Source organism: Hydrogenophilus thiooxidans, from assembly GCF_019049855.1.
Taxonomy (GTDB): Bacteria; Pseudomonadota; Gammaproteobacteria; order Burkholderiales; family Rhodocyclaceae; genus Hydrogenophilus; species Hydrogenophilus thiooxidans.
This window is the reverse complement of the sequence record NZ_JAHLSY010000028.1, coordinates 1-16,014: the sequence shown is the minus strand read 5'-3', so window position 1 is coordinate 16,014 and position 16,014 is coordinate 1. Positions and strand designations below refer to the sequence as shown.

Annotated in this window: 15 protein-coding genes and 1 pseudogene; 10 read left to right on the top strand and 6 right to left on the bottom strand. The window is 62.1% G+C overall.

Features of this window, described 5'->3' with window-relative positions; translation table 11 throughout:
• Both KUL93_RS10220 and KUL93_RS10215 read left to right on the top strand, forming a co-directional pair.
• The coding region (locus KUL93_RS10220; protein ID WP_217126950.1) for a PD-(D/E)XK nuclease domain-containing protein at nt 1-205 on the top strand (205 nt) is incomplete at its 5' end.
• Between the two features lie 105 nt (nt 206-310).
• Complete coding sequence (locus KUL93_RS10215) at nt 311-649, top strand: hypothetical protein (protein ID WP_217126949.1); 339 nt, start codon at nt 311-313, stop codon at nt 647-649.
• Here the strand turns inward: KUL93_RS10215 and KUL93_RS10210 are convergent.
• From KUL93_RS10210 to KUL93_RS10185, 6 genes are read right to left on the bottom strand one after another with little or no spacing between them, the layout of a single operon-like run.
• The gene (locus KUL93_RS10210) at nt 610-1,317 is read right to left on the bottom strand and encodes a class II aldolase/adducin family protein (protein ID WP_217126948.1); all 708 of its coding nucleotides are present in this window, start codon (nt 1,315-1,317) and stop codon (nt 610-612) included. The genes KUL93_RS10215 and KUL93_RS10210 overlap by 40 nt on opposite strands.
• Nucleotides 1,314-3,560 (bottom strand): transglutaminase TgpA family protein, encoded by a 2,247-nt coding sequence (locus KUL93_RS10205; RefSeq protein ID WP_217126947.1) that lies wholly within the window; start codon nt 3,558-3,560, stop codon nt 1,314-1,316. The genes KUL93_RS10210 and KUL93_RS10205 overlap by 4 nt, the downstream gene beginning before the upstream one ends.
• Nucleotides 3,557-4,543 carry a DUF58 domain-containing protein gene (locus KUL93_RS10200; RefSeq protein WP_217126946.1) on the bottom strand — a complete coding sequence of 329 codons (987 nt, stop codon included), beginning with the start codon at nt 4,541-4,543 and terminating at the stop codon, nt 3,557-3,559. The genes KUL93_RS10205 and KUL93_RS10200 overlap by 4 nt, the downstream gene beginning before the upstream one ends.
• Nucleotides 4,544-4,595: 52 nt before the next feature.
• Nucleotides 4,596-5,630, bottom strand: a complete 1,035-nt coding sequence (locus KUL93_RS10195; protein WP_217126945.1) for an AAA family ATPase — start codon at nt 5,628-5,630, stop codon at nt 4,596-4,598.
• Nucleotides 5,627-6,238 (bottom strand): crossover junction endodeoxyribonuclease RuvC, encoded by a 612-nt coding sequence (gene ruvC, locus KUL93_RS10190; protein ID WP_217126944.1) that lies wholly within the window; start codon nt 6,236-6,238, stop codon nt 5,627-5,629. The genes KUL93_RS10195 and ruvC overlap by 4 nt, the downstream gene beginning before the upstream one ends.
• A complete protein-coding gene (locus KUL93_RS10185) occupies nt 6,235-6,966 on the bottom strand; it encodes a YebC/PmpR family DNA-binding transcriptional regulator (protein ID WP_217126943.1) in 732 nt (243 codons plus the stop codon). The genes ruvC and KUL93_RS10185 overlap by 4 nt, the downstream gene beginning before the upstream one ends.
• An 81-nt stretch (nt 6,967-7,047) precedes the next feature.
• On the opposite strand from KUL93_RS10185, the gene KUL93_RS10180 reads away from it, so the two are divergent.
• The 8 genes and pseudogenes from KUL93_RS10180 to KUL93_RS10145 form a co-directional block, all read left to right on the top strand.
• Nucleotides 7,048-10,050: a DEAD/DEAH box helicase gene (locus KUL93_RS10180; RefSeq protein WP_217126942.1), complete on the top strand. Its 3,003-nt coding sequence runs from the start codon at nt 7,048-7,050 to the stop codon at nt 10,048-10,050.
• A complete protein-coding gene (locus tag KUL93_RS10175; RefSeq protein ID WP_217126941.1) occupies nt 10,047-10,205 on the top strand; it encodes a hypothetical protein in 159 nt (52 codons plus the stop codon). Before KUL93_RS10180 ends, KUL93_RS10175 begins: the two co-directional genes overlap by 4 nt.
• Before the next feature lie 253 nt (nt 10,206-10,458).
• The gene (locus tag KUL93_RS10170) at nt 10,459-10,887 is read left to right on the top strand and encodes a pilin (protein ID WP_217126940.1); all 429 of its coding nucleotides are present in this window, start codon (nt 10,459-10,461) and stop codon (nt 10,885-10,887) included.
• Between the two features lie 83 nt (nt 10,888-10,970).
• A complete protein-coding gene (locus KUL93_RS10165) occupies nt 10,971-12,647 on the top strand; it encodes a phosphoethanolamine transferase (RefSeq protein ID WP_217126939.1) in 1,677 nt (558 codons plus the stop codon).
• Nucleotides 12,623-13,252, top strand: a complete 630-nt coding sequence (locus KUL93_RS10160; RefSeq protein ID WP_217126938.1) for a fused MFS/spermidine synthase — start codon at nt 12,623-12,625, stop codon at nt 13,250-13,252. The genes KUL93_RS10165 and KUL93_RS10160 overlap by 25 nt, the downstream gene beginning before the upstream one ends.
• Entirely contained in the window at nt 13,249-14,775 is a 1,527-nt protein-coding gene (locus KUL93_RS10155) for a fused MFS/spermidine synthase (RefSeq protein WP_217126937.1), read from the top strand. The genes KUL93_RS10160 and KUL93_RS10155 overlap by 4 nt, the downstream gene beginning before the upstream one ends.
• Nucleotides 14,776-15,007: 232 nt before the next feature.
• A pseudogene (locus tag KUL93_RS10150) lies at nt 15,008-15,185 on the top strand (helix-turn-helix domain-containing protein); the annotation flags it as partial.
• A gap of 76 nt (nt 15,186-15,261) precedes the next feature.
• On the top strand, nt 15,262-16,014 hold a 753-nt coding region (locus tag KUL93_RS10145), incomplete at its 3' end, for a hypothetical protein (protein WP_217126951.1).

Below are 16,014 nucleotides of genomic sequence, written 5' to 3'. Positions count from 1 at the left end.
TCTTACGGTGAAGCTCCCGGAGCGGATCTATCTGTTCGAATTCAAAGTGGTTGCGGACAAACCCGAAGGAGCAGCGCTTGCGCAACTTCGCGCCAAAGGCTACGCCGAAAAGTACCGCGGCCAAGGGGTGCCGGTGCACCTGGTGGGGATTGAGTTCAGCAAACGCCAGCGCACCGTCGTGGCGGTGGAAAGCGAAACGAGCTAAGTGCTCGCCCTTTCGGACGGGTGACCGCGTGGCGCGCCCATGTTCACGGCTCGTGCTACCATTTGCGTATAATGGTCACACCGCATTCTTCGTGGAGTATTCGCAATGCCCCTTTCGCACGCTGAACGACGCCGTGACCGCCGTATCCCCGTGCCCGGAGGTGGGCTCAAGGCGCACCTCATCACCGCCCATGGTGAACGCCATGAAGCCAGCTGTACGGAGCTCTCCGTGGGGGGGCTGACGTTGCGGTGCAATTACGTTCCGGCGCTCCACGAAGTGCTGGCCGTCCAGGTCGATCAACCCCCTGCAAGCCCCGGCGTTCAAGTCCGGCCGCTGCGGGTTCGGCTCGAGGTGCGGCGTTGCGAAGCGCTGCCGGTTCCCGAAGGGGAGCGCGTCCATTTCCGCTACGAGCTGGGCGGCAAGATCCTGGAGGTGCTCTCGTAAGTCCTTTCGCAAGACTGTTGCCCGTAGCCGCGAAAGGCGTCGATCACCTCTGCCATCTCTGCCTCGCTCAACCAAACCGGTTCGCCGAGCGCGCGCGCGTAAAGGTATTGTTTGCAGAGTGTTTCCAGCGCTTCGGCAAGGTGAAGCGCGTGCGCAAGGTCATGCCCCACCGCAACCAGGCCGTGGTTGGCCAAAAGGCACGCCAGGCGGTCTTCGAGCGCGTCGACGATCGCTTCGGCAAGCGCTTCACTGCCAAAACGCGCATAGCGGGCGCAGCGCACCGTCTGCCCACCAAACTCCGCGATCATGTAATGGAAAGGAGGAATTTCGCGGCGGTGGCACGCAAGTGCCGTCGCAGCGGGCGAATGGCAATGGACTACTGCGCCGACGTCGGGTCGGGCGCGGTAGATCGCCAGGTGAAAGTGCCATTCACTCGAAGGGCGCCATGCGCCGTGCGCCTGCCCCGCGGCATCGACCCAGACGATCTGCTCTGGGGTGAGCGTTTCAGCGGGGACACCGGTGGGGGTAATCCACATGCCGCTTTCGGGGTGGCGGGCGCTGGCGTTGCCCGCGGCGCCCACGTTGAGGCCGCGGTGGCGCATCGCCTGCATCGTCGCAACGAGCGCCACGGCGATTGCCGGTTCGAGGGGTTGAGCAGGGTGAGTCATCGTGCGGCTTGCTCCTGTTTAGTTGAGGACGGAACCGGATCGGTTTGGACGTCGGCAGGACGTGCCCCGTCGCGCTGTGGCCAGTGGGCGCAGATAAGCGCCCACCGTAATTGTCGCAGATCGCGTGCAAGGTGGTGTGGTGCATCCGTCGCTGCGCCGAAACGGTAAGCGAGATAGCGCTGCGCGAGCGCGGTGAAGCGCGCCGCGAGCGGCGACGGCAGGGCGTTACCCGCCCGTGCGACGTAGGCAAGCGGTGCTTCTCCTGGGCGCGGCGCAAGATCGCGGCGCGCAAGCGTCGCAGTGAGCCGAGCCCACGCCTGGTGCACGGGGTCGCGCGGTGGCTGCGGCAGCCGAGCAAACAGAATCAGCGCAGTGGCTGCGGCAATGAGGAGTGCACCGCTTACCGCCCAGCGCCAATCGCCGCTTTCCCACCCGAAGCGCGCAAGCAGCGCCCGCTGCCGCGCCGCATCGAACCCGACCACCCACAGATCCCATTGCCGTTGCCACGCCCAGAGCCGTTGGCGCAGCGCCGCGAGCCACGGTTGATCGAGCCAGGCGGCGCGCACCAGCGGCAGTTCGCTGCGCAACGCGGCATCACTACCCAGCGTGATGCGTTCGGGCGCGGTCCAGCGGGTGGGATCGACGCGCCGCCATTCGCCGTCGAGCCACACTTCGGCCCAAGCGTGGGCGTCGGCGTGGCGCACCACCCAACTGCGATCCACTGGATTGAACGTGGCCCCTTGGTAACCGGCAACGAGGCGCGTCGGTAACCCCGCAGCACGAGCGACCACCGCAAACGCGTTCGCGAAATGTTCGCAAAAACCGGCTTGGACGTCGAAGAGGGTTTGGTCCGCCGCATGGTCCGTCATGAGGGGCGGGTAGAGAGTGTAGCGCAGGTTCGCGGCCCGAAAAGCGTCTTCGATCGCCGCAAGCCGCGCTGCCGCACTGGGATGTTCGCGGGCAATCCGCTGCCCCAGCGCCTGCGCCCGTGGATTCTGGTTCGGGGGAAGGGCCGTGAGTTGCCGCGCCTGGGTTGCGGTCAGGGACTCTGGCCAACGGTCGGTCAGTTGCACGTCGCCAGACCAGAGGGTCCGTTCGAGAAGGGGGCGGTCGCTGAGCCAGCGGCCATCGTGCCAGGGGCGTGCGCCCGCAGCGCCGACGAGCGCCACTGTCCGTTCTGGGACTGGGAGCCAAGGGATCGGTTGCGGCGCAAGCAGCAGCGAAAAGCGGCGCGTGGCAAAAGGCGCGTCACTCGGGGCGGTCTGGTCGCGAACGGCGTCTGCTGCGGGGCTTTGGTGGGGGCGATCGGAAGCAGCGGGCGTACGAACGGCTGCAGGGGAGACGTCGGTAGCAGGAGTGGCGCGGGCGCGTGGTTGCGCGCTTTGCCGTTCGAGCATCTCTTCGGGTGCGGGTCGCCACGTCGTTCCGTCGTAATGGGGGAGGACCACGGCGCGGAAGTAGAGCTCAGAGGGGGCAGGAGCTGCTTCCTCCCAGGTCAGGGTGAAGGCGACCGCATCCGAGAGCGCCAACGCGCTGACCGCGCCCGGTGCGATCGTCTCAGAAAGGCCGCTGAGCGCCTGCGTGGCGTCTTGCGGAACGCCCCAGAGCGGGCGATCGAGCCGGGGCACGAGCACGAAGAGGAGGAGGACGAGCGGAAGACTTGCTATCAGCGTCACCGCGGTATGGCGCGCCAACGTGGGCAGCTGGCGCAACGCCGTTGCCAACCCCCATTCCACCCGCGCCGCCTGTGCCCAGCCGACTACGACCACGAGCCAGCCGGTGAGCACCGCCGCGGCGTAAAGCGGTGATTGGCTGCGCAGAAACGCCGCGGCCAAAAGAAAGAGCGCGGTGAGCCCCCAGCCACGAAGGTCGCGCGCCGTTGTGGCTTCCCACCCTTTGAGCCAGAACGCGGCAAAGAGAAGCGCCAGCCCCGTCTCTTGGCCGAACCCGTACCCATAGATCGGCCGAATCGCAGCGAACGCCGCCAGAGCGACCCCGGTGGGCAGCCAGCGCGGCCAGCGCACGGCAAAGAGAAAGCGCGCGAGCGTCCCCACCAGGAGCAGCGCCACCACGCCGTTCCAAAGAAGTGGCAGCGCCGCAGCGTGTAACCCCCACGCCAGCGCGCCGGCAGCAACGCACGGCACCCAAGCCGCAACGGGAAAAGTGGGCGGGGTAAGCATCGATGCAACGCGCGGCCACGCCTGCCGAATCCATGAGCCGCTCGGGTGACTGGGCCCGCTCATCGCCGCTCCTCATACTGTGCCAACTGAAGGAGCGCAGCCGTTTTGTGCGCAACGCCGCGCCCGGGCGCCAAGGAGAGGCCGGGCAACGCCAAGCCATACCGAAGCCCAAGCGCGTCGGCGTGGACCACCCATGCCGCAAGGCACGCGAGCTTTTCCTCGAGGTTCGCACCCGCTGCCGCTTCGAACCGCAACCAAACCGTCTCGTCGCTGGGCGCAGTAGGGGCTGTCGTTTCCGCAAGCCAGAGGTCACCGCGGCGCGCCAACTGGCGCATATGCACACGGCGCAACGGTTCGCCGGGGTGTGCGGCGCGCCAATCGCCCCAATCCACCCCTTCGCCCGGCTGTTCGCGCCCATGCGTCACAGCGGTGGCGTGCGGCGCGATCGTGCGGGGCAAGGGGGGTGCGTCGGGCAACGGTTGCGGTACGGCCCAGGCGGTGTGCGGTGGACGCCAAACCGCCCAAGCACGAAAAAGCCCCCACGGCAGGGTTGTCGAAAGGGCAAAGTAGGGTGCCGGGTACGCGCCGCGACGGTCCGTGGGAAGCGCCAATGTCACAACCCCTGCGGCGCCGTCGAAGAGAACCCTGCAGGCTACCACCTGGCGTTGCGGCGTTAGGGCACTTACGGTCACAGCGCTTCCCTGCGCGTCGAGCGGGGCGTGCCAGGAGAGGGTCCAGGTGACGGGGTCGCCCGCAAAGACCCATTCGGGTGGTTGCGCGATAAACGTCACACCGTGCGCAACGCGTACCGTCTGCACCGCAGCGGTGACGCCGAACGCCGCGGAGACGAAGAGGAGGAGATAGGCGAGCGACAACTGGTAGTTCGCCGCAAAGAGAAAAAGGGCAACGAGCGCACCACCATAGACCCAACCAAACGGGGTGGGCAGCAGGAACATCTGCCATGCGTTCCACTGCCAGCGCGCCCCGCGGTGATTGCGGCGCACCCAGCGCGCCCAGTGGATCCAACGGGGCGGTGGTGGCGGCATCTGGGAGGGGGTAACGGCGTTGGAGGGGATCACAGAGGGTGTGGGGTATGCCTCAATGGGGTACCGGTGTGGTCGTGAGCAACTCGGCGGCAACCGCTTCAGGCGTCTGGGTCGCGTCGCCTTTGGCCCACAAGCGGTGGGCGGTGGCAGCGCGAAAGACGGCCTGCAGGTCGTCGGGCAACACGAAGGTTCGTTCATTGAGAAAGGCCCAAGCGCGGGAAAGTTCCAGCAGTTGCACCACCGCGCGTGGGCTCAACCCCAGCTTCAGCGCCGGATGGCGACGCGATGCCGCCGCAAGATCGAGCGCGTAGTCGATGACCGCCTCCCGTACGGTGACCGAGCGCACCTGCGCGCGCCACGCCAAAAACGTCTTTCGGGTGACGTGCGCCGACGGGGCGGCGAGCGCTTCGCTGCGATCCAACGCGTGGCGGATGAGCTGCCGCTCCGCGGCGCGTGGCGGGTAGCCGAGCGTCAACCGCACCGCAAAGCGGTCGAGCTGCCCTTCGGGCAAGGGATTGGCGCCGATCTGCGACAGCGGGTTTTGCGTTGCGATGAGGAGAAAGGGATCGGGAAGGGAATGGATGGTTCCTTCGATGCTCACCTGCCGCTCCTGCATCGCCTCAAGAAGCGCGCTCTGCGTCTTGGGGTTGGCGCGGTTGAGTTCGTCGAAGAGCACCACTTCGCTGAAAATGGGGCCGGGCACGAAACGCAGTTCCGCTTTTGCAGCGTCCCAGACGAGCCCACCGGTGATGTCGGCGGGCAACAGATCGGGGGTGCCTTGGAGCCGCTGCCAAGAAAAACCAAACGCGGTGGCAAGCGCCCGTGCCAGCGTCGTTTTTCCGACGCCGGGCAGATCTTCGATCAACACGTGGCCGTCGGCAAGCCAAGCCGCAAGCGCCAACCGCAGCGCGACCCCCTTCCCAAAAAGAGTGGTCTCCAGCTGCGCGCAGAGCGCGGCTGGGGTAAGCGGCGGTTCTTCTGTCGCGCCAAAGGATTGGTCGGGCGCGGTTCTCCGACGAATGGGCGGCTCCTTCTCTTTCGCCCAGAGGGGCGCCGCAGGTTCCGGTGGGGAAGCGTGCGCCATCATCCGAGCTCCGTCCGTTTGCTCAGCGCTGCAAGCGCCGCAGCGTCCCAGCGCAACCGCCCTTTGCGCCGGGTGACGCCAGGGATATGCGCAAGCGCCGTAGCGGCAAGCGGATGGCGGCTCTGGTGGGCGTGGCAGATCGCGCAGGCAAGCGCGTCGGCAGCGTCGGGCGGGGGCGGTTCGGCAAGCGCCAAAAGCCGCCGCACCATCTCTTGCACCTGCCCTTTCTGCGCTTTACCGTAGCCGACCACCGCTTGTTTCACCTGCAATGCGGTGTATTCCGCCACCGGCGCGCCGCTACGCGTTGCCGCAGCAAGGAGCGCGCCCCGGGCTTGCCCCAAAAGGAGGGTTGCCTGCGCGTTGGTATTGACGAAGACCTGTTCGACCGCAATCGCATCGGGCGCATATTCGGTAATGAGTGCGGTAAGTCCGTCAAAGAGCGCCGCAAGGCGTGTAGGAAGCGGCGCTGCGCTGGGGGCGGTGATCACGCCGTGCGCTAGGTGCTTTAGCGCTGCGCCATCGCAACGGATCACCCCGTAGCCAGTGCGGCGCAGCCCCGGATCGACGCCAAGAAACGTTTGCCCCCTGCTCATGCGCGCGACTTCGGTCATTCGCTTTCGTCAAGCGCCGCCGAGGTATAGACCGCCTGCACGTCGTCGAGATTTTCCAACGCATCCAAGAGCTTGCGCATCTTCGCGGCGTCGTCGCCGGTAAGCTCTACCTCGTTCTGCGCTTTCCACACCACCTCGGCGGCAGCAGGTTCGAGTCCCGCGGCAACGAGCGCCGCTTTCACCTTGTCCAGCTCAAAGGGCGGGGTGATCACCTCGATCGAACCGTCTTCATGGGTGAGCACGTCGTCCGCGCCCGCTTCGAGCGCCACTTCCAGCACCTTCTCTTCGGGCGTCTCGGGCGGCAGGATGATCTGACCACAATGGGTGAATTGGAACGCCACGCACCCTTCGGTGCCTAGGTTACCGCCATGTTTGGCAAAAGCGTGGCGCACTTCGGCCACCGTGCGCGTGCGGTTGTCGGTCATGCAGTCGACGATCACCGCTGCCCCCCCCGGGCCGTACCCTTCGTAGCGCACCTCTTCATAGCTCACCCCTTCCAGTTCCCCCGTGCCGCGCTTGATCGCCCGTTCGATGTTTTCTGCGGGCATGTTGTGCTCTTTCGCTTTCTCGATCGCAGCGCGCAGTCGCGGGTTGAACTCCGGGTCCCCGCCGCCGTTGCGGGCCGCGACGGTGATCTCCCGGATCAGGCGGGTGAAAAGCTGTCCGCGCTTGGCGTCCTGGCGCTCTTTCCGAAAGCGGATGTTTGCCCATTTGGAGTGTCCAGCCATGACTCAAGCCTCCGTTTCGTTCGTTGTCTTTGCGCTACGGCCCGATTATACTTCCCCTTTTGCCGCGCACTGCGAACGATCATGGCTGGCGAGCTTGGGCACCTGGTGAACCTTTTTCTCAATGGCCCTCAGGCGCAACAACCCCAAAAAGGGGAAGACGCCGCGCCGTGTCCGGCGCGTGCATCGCTTGCGTTCGCGCTCCTCGAGCGCATTGCCGAAGCGCAAACCGAGCCGCCAGCCGACGGCGAACGGCTGGTTTTTGCCGTCGACGTGATCCAGCATCAGGTGAGCTGGCGCGCGTGGCTTACCCGACCGCACAAACGCAACGCCCATCTCCTCATCCACGGCACCGCAGTGAGTTGGGAAAGCAGTGGCCTTCCGAGTGGTGACTGCAAAGCCCATCTGACCCGTGCCGACCTCTACGGTCTGCTCTTTGCCGAAACCTCCTACGTCCGCCCAGCACTTCGCTTGCCGCAGTGGCTGGGGGAGGCGTTTCATGCGATCGTTGCCAGCGGCCGCGCCTATTGGGGGGATCACACCTACGGGCTTTCCCTCGAGTGGCGTTGCGAGCAACCCGTCTTGGGTTGGCAGTGGCGGGAAGACGCGCGCGGCCGCTTCTGTGGCGCGTACCGTGTCCCGGAAGCGCTCGAAGGGTGTTTGCTGATCACCAACACCTGGCCGTGGCACTACCTCTGTTCTCGCACCCGTCACGTAGGGGCCTTTGCGTTACCCGAAGGACTTTCGTGGGCGCAGTTTGCGCTACTGCAAACGTTGCCGCCGATCCCCCCGGAAGCGATCGAGCCCTTTGCGCGCCGCTGGCGCGAGGTGTTGCCCGCCGAACTGCCGCCCCCCAAACCGGTGGCGCACGTCACGGTGCCCGACGCGCCCCGTTTTCTGCTGCAGCTCACCACCAACGAGGCCGGGCAGCGGCAGATCGAGCCGCAAGTGGCCTATGGCCCGGTGACGCTCTTTGCGGACGGGGCGCTCAGCCACCCCTTCGGCGAAGCGGTTCTCACCCTCTCCAACCGGCGGCGCGACCGCGAACGGCTGTGGTTCGACGCGGTGGCGCTCCTTGTGGGCGAACGGCACGCCGTCGGGGCGGAGTACCGGCGCCTTGCGCCGCGATGGAGTGCCGCGCAGTGGCTGGAACTGCGTGACCAACCACCTGCTGCGTTGGCCGAGTTCGAACCCACGATCGTCGCCGAACCCGATTTTTGGCCCGAAACGGTAGCGGCGCGCTATACCGAAGTCAAACTCACGCCCCTTGCCGACGAACCGGACTGGTTCGAATGGCAAGGCAACGTCATCCTGGACGAAGCAACGCAGCTACCGGTGGAGACGATCGCCGCCGAGGTCTTTGCCCGTTATGGCGCCGAGGGGTGGCCCGACGCGATCTTGCTCGACCTTCCGGGCGCCACCGACCGCTGCGCGCGCGTGCCGCTTGCGCCGCTCGAGCCGGTGCTGCGCGTTGCAGCCGAGCTTCTGAGCCGCGAACCCCACCGCAAAGGGCGGGCGCGGGTCTCGCGCTTCGACGTGGCGCTACTCGATGCAATTCCCGAACCCCTCTGGCCCGAAAAGCCGCCCGCGTTTGCCGCGATGCTCGACGAGCTACGCACCCACGGTGGCCCCGCGCCCATCGAGATCCCCGCTACGCTGACCGTCGCACTGCGCCCCTACCAGCAGATGGGAGTGGCGTGGCTGCAATTCTGGCGGCGCCATCGGCTGCACGGGATTTTGGCCGACGACATGGGGCTAGGGAAGACGCTCCAGACGCTTGCCCATCTGGAGATCGAACGGCTGGCGGGGCGGCTCTCCGCGCCCGCGCTCGTTGTTGCGCCCACGAGCCTCATCGGCAACTGGCTGCGCGAAGCAGCCCGCTTTGTCCCCGAACTGCGCGTTACCGCATGGCACGGTGCCGAGCGGCAGACCACCCTCACGACGCTTTCTGCGCACCACCTGGTGGTCACCTCATACGCGCTCTTGTGGCGCGACATCGAACGGCTGCGCGCGCAACGCTGGTCGGTGGTGATTCTGGACGAAGCGCAAGCGATCAAGAACCCGCGCGCGCGGGTTGCGCAGTCCGCGCGGCAACTTGCCGCCGAACAGCGGCTCTGTCTTACCGGCACCCCGATGGAGAACCACCTGGGCGAACTCTGGGCGCTTTTCGATTTCCTCATGCCTGGCTTTTTGGGGCCGCGCGACCAGTTCACCCGCAGCTACCGCACCCCGATCGAAAAACACCACGACACGGAGCGCCTGGCGCTTTTGCGCCGCCGCATTCGACCGTTTTTGTTGCGCCGCACCAAAGCCGAAGTGGCGCCCGAGCTGCCCCCGAAGAGCGAAATCGTCGCAAGCGTGATCCTGGGAGAAAAACAGGCCAAGATCTATGAGGCGATCCGCGTGGCGATGGAGGCGCGCGTGCGCCAAGCGCTCGCGGAAAAAGGGCTTGCGAAAAGCCAGATCACCGTGCTCGACGCCCTTTTGAAACTGCGCCAATGCTGCTGCGACCCGACGCTCATCGACACCCCGCAGGCGAAACGGGTGGAGGAGTCGGCGAAACTCGACTGGCTCGACGCCACGCTACCGGAGCTCGTAGAAGAGGGGCGCAAAGTGCTCATCTTTTCGCAATTCGTGCAGCTCCTCAAACGGGTCGAAGCGCGGCTCACCGCGCAGGGCATCCCCTACGCGCTTCTAACCGGCACCACCCGCCACCGCGACGAGGTGGTCGCGCGCTTTCAACGCGGAGAGGTGCCTGTTTTTCTCATCAGCCTCAAAGCAGGCGGCACCGGCCTCAACCTCACCGAGGCCGACACCGTGATTCTCTTGGACCCATGGTGGAACCCCGCGGTGGAAGCGCAAGCGATCGACCGCGCCCACCGCATCGGCCAGGACAAACCGGTCTTCATCTACAAACTCATCTGCGCCAATACCGTGGAAGAGCAGATCTTGAAACTGCAAGCCCAAAAAGCGGCGCTTGCAGCGGCCGCAACCGGCGGCGAAGGGCAGGGCGGCTGGACGCTCACCGAAGCGGAGATCGCCGCGCTCTTTGCGGTGACGCCGGTGGGGGGGAGTGCTGCGCGATGAACCCGACCGCCTTAGACACTGCGACGCCCCTTGGCGGCCTTTCCCCGAAAACGCTCGAAACGCTGCGTGCGCTTCTTGCGACGGAACCGCGCGTCGTGCGTGCGATACCTTTCAGTTCCCGCGCCAAGGGCATCTACCGTCCCCGACCTGCGTAATCACATCGCGCGGGTGAGGAAGGTGGTTTATGAGCGAAGCGTTGGTTAACAATTCCCGACAATTTGTTAACAACCAACGTCTCTGCCGCCCACAACACCGGCAACGCCAAGCGGTAGAGAACAAAAAAATTCTTTGCGCGAGAGATGGTTGGCGGTTTTTTTACTCCATGCTCGTTATTGGCACGGTTATTGCTTTTCACTCTGTGCGAACGCATGGGGCGTTCGAGTCGTCTCTCAACGAAAGGAGGTAATCATGAAACGCGTCCAACAGGGCTTCACCCTGATCGAACTGATGATCGTCGTCGCGATCATCGGGATTCTGGCGGCGATCGCGTTGCCGGCTTATCAGGATTACACTGTGCGTGCCCGCGTCTCCGAACTTATGGCAGCCGGTGCAGCGGCCAAGGCCACGGTGGGTGAAAACATTGCTAACGCTGGTGCAATTCAAGCCGGAAGCTGCCGTGGGGTGACTGCCATTACATCCGCTGATAACCTAAAGAGCGTCGCCTCTCTTTCTTGCGCTGATACGACTGGTGTAATCACCCTCACTGGCACCACTGCCGCAAAAAACGTCGTCCTTACTCTTACCCCCACCTTGACCACGAATGGAGTGGTCAACTGGACGTGCGCAGTGAGTTCCTCAGCAAACAACAAATATGTACCCGCTGAGTGTCGCATCTAACATCATTCGATGCTGTTTTAGCAACCCCGCTTCGGCGGGGGTTTTTTATGACTTAAAATGCCATGAGGACGGTACTACTCTGGTTGGCGTTGCTTTTGATACCCAACCTTGTGTTCTGCCTGGTCGCTGATAACCCTATCGATGCACTCATCCGCAGCGTGCCAGCGTCCCTTGCCCTCATTGCAGCGCTACTGGCATGGACACGACGCCCTGCTTGGATCTTAAGGTTACTCAGCCCTTTCTATATTCTTCTGCCCTTTGAGCTTTATTACATTTTCGAATTTGGCCAGCCTACAACACCTCATATTCTCGCTGTGATCAGTGAGTCAAACCCAACAGAAGCCATCGAATACTTAGGCCTATTGCCTCTACTCACCTGCCTCGCAATCGGATTCATTTTATTTATTATAACCCTGAGTCTTGCGAATAAAGCACCAATTATTCCCCCATCTCGTCATCTACGATGGCTTGCGCTCGCAAGTCTGGCGCCCATGATCCAGTACGCTTGGCTGGAATGGGATTGGGCCAAGAAGAAGCCGATCTTCGACGCACAGGCTGCACAAAACTCGCTGGAATCACTCATGACCACCGAGCTGGCGTCACCCCTTGGCGCCACATTGAGCGATAGCTACCCATTAGGAGTAGCTTTTCGCGTTCGCGATTACCTGGCCGAGCGCACCCGGCTACGCGCAGCCAGCGAGCAAATCAAGCGTTGGAACTTCCATCCACGGCGCACCATTGAGGAGAATACCGACGAAGTTTATGTACTGGTGATCGGTGAATCATCGAACCCAACACATTGGGGCATCAATGGCTACGAACGCGACACCACACCCAGGCTTTCAGCAACAGAAAATCTTGCGAGCTTCCGCAATGTGATATCACCTTTTCCTGCTACCCGCCTTGCTGTGCCCGTTATTCTTACCGGTAACCAGGACCCCCTAACCCACCGCGCTCCCCTCGGCCAAGCGTCTGTGGTGAGCCTTTTTAAGCAGGCAGGATTCAAGACATACTGGATTTCCAATCAAGCCCCACTTGGGCTGCATGATTCCGTCATCTCCGTGCATGCCTATGAAGCTGATAAAGTGCTCTACACCAACGGTGTCGACTACTCACAAGAGGGCAACCTCGATGATGCCGTTTTGCCGATTTTTGACCGCTTTCTTCGGGAACCGGAACGGCGCAAGTTTTTCGTCGTCCACCTCCTCGGCAGTCACAAGGCCTACGCTCATCGCTATCCAAAAGATTTTGACCATTTTCTCCCATCGCAGAAACTGAAACCTTTTGACGAGCAAATACAGACCGTGATCAACACGTATGACAATACGATTTTATTTACCGATTACGTTCTCTCAGAGCTTATCCAACGGCTAAACGCGCGCCCCGACAGCCAAACGGCGATGATCTATATCTCCGACCATGGAGAAAACATTCCCCAAGGCGCATGCACAACGAGCGGACATGGCCACAACAATGAAGCCGATTTCCGGGTCAGTGCGCTCACATGGTTTTCCAACAGCTATAAGAGCACCCACCCCGATATCGTGAGGCGCCTGCACGAACGGATCGATGCACCGCTTTATTCAGCAGGCGCATTCCACACGTTGGCGGATATCGCGCATATCGACCATCCTGGCCATAATCCCAAACTTAGCTGGGTCTCGGAGGTTTTCGCGCCGGGCCCGCGCTGGACCTTGGCCGTACCGGATTTTGACCGCGCCATAAGAGTAGAGCCATGCGGAAAACTCAAGATGCCCTGATCCCAACCCTTAGCATGCTATTCCTGATTTCGGGCGCATGCGCACTGATCTATCAGGTGGCCTGGCAACGCATTCTATTTGCCTCGTTCGGCGCCGACTTAGAATCTGTGACCATCGTAGTCGCAGCCTTCATGCTTGGCCTGGGAAGTGGTGCGCTGGCGGGAGGATGGTTGGCCGACCGCTATTCCTCTCGCACCTTGCTGCTCTTTGCTCTCGCCGAGGGTGGGGTAGGGACATTTGGTGTCATCAGTCCAAAGTTGTTACGTTGGGCGGGGGAGGCCACGATTCATACCTCGCTCCCTACCATCGCTGCAGTGAATTTTGCCCTCGTCTTGCTACCGACCCTGCTAATGGGGGCTACCTTGCCGATCCTGGTCGCCGACCTCGCCCGGCGTTGGACGAATATCGGCAAGGCAACCGGGGCACTTTATGCGAGCAATACCCTTGGCGCGACGATCGGGGCTCTCCTCGTTGGCTTCGTCCTCTTCTACTGGCTTACATTGGACATGGCCATTTACCTTGCAGCGCTGGGAAATTTCTCCGTGGCCGCTGGGGTATCTGTACTGCTCTTCAGATATCCCAATGACAACAGGTCGGCTCCATGAGAATCACTGCGCTTGTGTGGCTGACGTCGGCTTTGGTCGGTTTTGCCAGCCTAGGCCAGGAGATTCTTTGGGTTCGGATCGCTGGATTCGCTAATGGCAATTCGCCACAGACCTTTGCCCTTGTCTTGAGCCTTTTTCTCCTAGGCATCGCGCTTGGGTCACTCGCCGGCAAGCGGGCCTGCGAGAACGGTTCGCAGACAGCCATCCGTACCTTTGGCGCGAGCGCTCTCGCCCTCTCTGGAATCATCGATATCGCCGCCCCTTGGTTGATCATGCAGGCCGCTGACGGGATTTTCCTCACGCCACTGATGAGCGTACTCATCGTTGCCACGGCCGCCAGCAAAGCCGCCCTTTTTCCTGTCGTTCACCACCTCGGTGGGCAGTTGGGCAGGACAGACACTGGGCGATCCATCGCACGGGTCTACTTTGCCAATATCGTCGGTGCAACCTTGGCCCCTTTGCTGATTGGATTCTGGTGGCTTGATCTCATGACAAGCCAGTCACTGATGCTCGCACTTGGGGCAGCCATGCTCGTCATGGGTGGGATGCTTGCTCCCCATGGCTCATGGCGCGTCACGCTTGGCCTATCGGGGATGGCTGTACTGGCCGCAACGATCCTGATGCCCCGCCAAACCGCACTACTAGAAACTCTTGCCACCCCCTCTTCCGAAGCGTCGATCGGTTTTTTGCTCGAGAACCGGCATGGCATCATTCACACCCTGATCCGCCCTGGCGAGGATGAGGCCGTCTACGGCGGGAACGTTTACGACGGCAAAATCAATATTGACCTCATCGATAACAGTAACAGAATCGACCGAGTATATCTGCTGGCCGCCTTGCACCCCCAACCGCGCAGGGTGCTTGTGATTGGTTTGTCCGGTGGCTCCTGGACACGGGTGCTTGCAGCCTTTCCTTCGGTAGAGCGTGTTGATGTCGTCGAAATCAACCCTGGCTATATCCCCCTCATTCGGGAACGCCCGGAAGTTTCTCCCCTTTTGCGGGACACGCGTGTGCATATCCATAGCGATGATGGTCGCCGCTGGCTACGGCGAAACGAAGCTGAGCGCTTCGACCTTATCGTCATGAATACCACATTTCACTGGCGCGCCTTGATAACAAATCTTCTTTCATCGGACTTCCTCCATTTAGCGCGCAATCACCTCAACCCCGGAGGTATCCTCGCATTCAATGCGACCGGCTCCCCCGACGCTCTTAAAACAGCCGCCACCGTATTTTTGTTTGCCTATCGGTGGAAAGATAGCAACTTCATCTACGCTGGCGACCATAACTTTACTCAAATTGACCCCAAACTTGCTCGGCAGCGCGTAATAGAGGTGCTTGCGAATCTTCATATCAATCACGCACACGACAGCGAGCACGTATCTCGTACGGTCGACACCTTGTTGTCCAAGGGGTGGGTTAGCGTCGAAGATGAAGAGAGGCTTGCCGGAAGGCCGCTTGAAACTATCACCGATCAAAACATGATCACCGAGTACCGCTATGGTCGCGTGGTATGGTGGTAGTTTCAGGACCCCGAATTTTGATTCCATTTTCCAGGCCATTGAGAAAGGGATTCTACCCTTTGATCCAACGGTTTGGTCGCACGCTTGCTCATTTCAAAAATGCCACACTCTTGCGCAACTTTCAGGTCCCATATCATTATATTCCTCGAAGTCGTGCTAAACTTTTCGAAGCGTACCGTCTCCTTGAGCGCTTGTTTCAAGGGCGGAAAGCGTCGAACGAAGAAGAGCAGCGATGCAGCGTATTCATGCCAACGCCCGAACGACACCCTGGATTCGCCTTGAGATCCAACAAGCACCGGCTTCGGTCAGTCACCGCGAGTCACCGCGAGCTTGCTAGGCGTTACGGGATCCATCGACACACGGTTGCGAAATGGCGTAAGCGCGCAACCGTTGAAGACAAAAGCACCCGACTGCTGCAAAAAGAACGCGAAAGCCTTGAGCAGCGCTGCTACCGCTTTGTTGCGATCGATTGGGCAACGCGCTTTCTTGAAAACGTCCTTGCCAACCACCGCGCAGAACTTGCGTTATCGACCACACGCGCAGGTGGTAGAATGGAAAGCGTTGCAGACCAAACACCCTGCTTCGACCATGACGACTGCTGCCGAAATCTCGTGGGACGAGCTCAAAGCGATGATCCTAGGCCTTGCCGAACAAGGCAAAGAGACCGACCGCCGCATGCAGGAAACCGATCGCCGCATGCAGGAAACCGACCGTCTCATTCGTGAGCTGCGCGAATCGAACAAAGAAACCGGCCGCCTCATTCGCGAACTGCGCGAATCGGGCAAAGAGACCGACCGCCGGATCCGTGCGCTCGAACGCCAATTGGGGCGTCTAGGAAACCGCCTGGGGCAATTCGTGCAGGACATGGTCGAACCTGCGGTGGTGCGCCTCTTTCAAGAGCAGGGCATTCCGGTACATCGGGTGATGCCGAACGTCCGCGCGCGGGACGACGCGGGGCAAACGGTGATGGAGATCGACCTTTTGGTGATCAACGGTGACCATGCGATCGCGGTGGAATGCAAAAGCCGCCTCACCACCGATGATGTCGACGAACACCTCGAGCGCCTTCCGCGCTTCAAAGCGGCGTTTCCTGAGTATGCCGATAAGCTCTTGCATGGGGCGGTAGCGGCGATGGGGGCGCCCGACGAAGTCGTGCGCTATGCCGAAAAGCAAGGGCTTTATGTGCTCGTGCAAGCGGACGACGACGTGGTGGTGTGTAACCAGCCGGGATTTACGCCA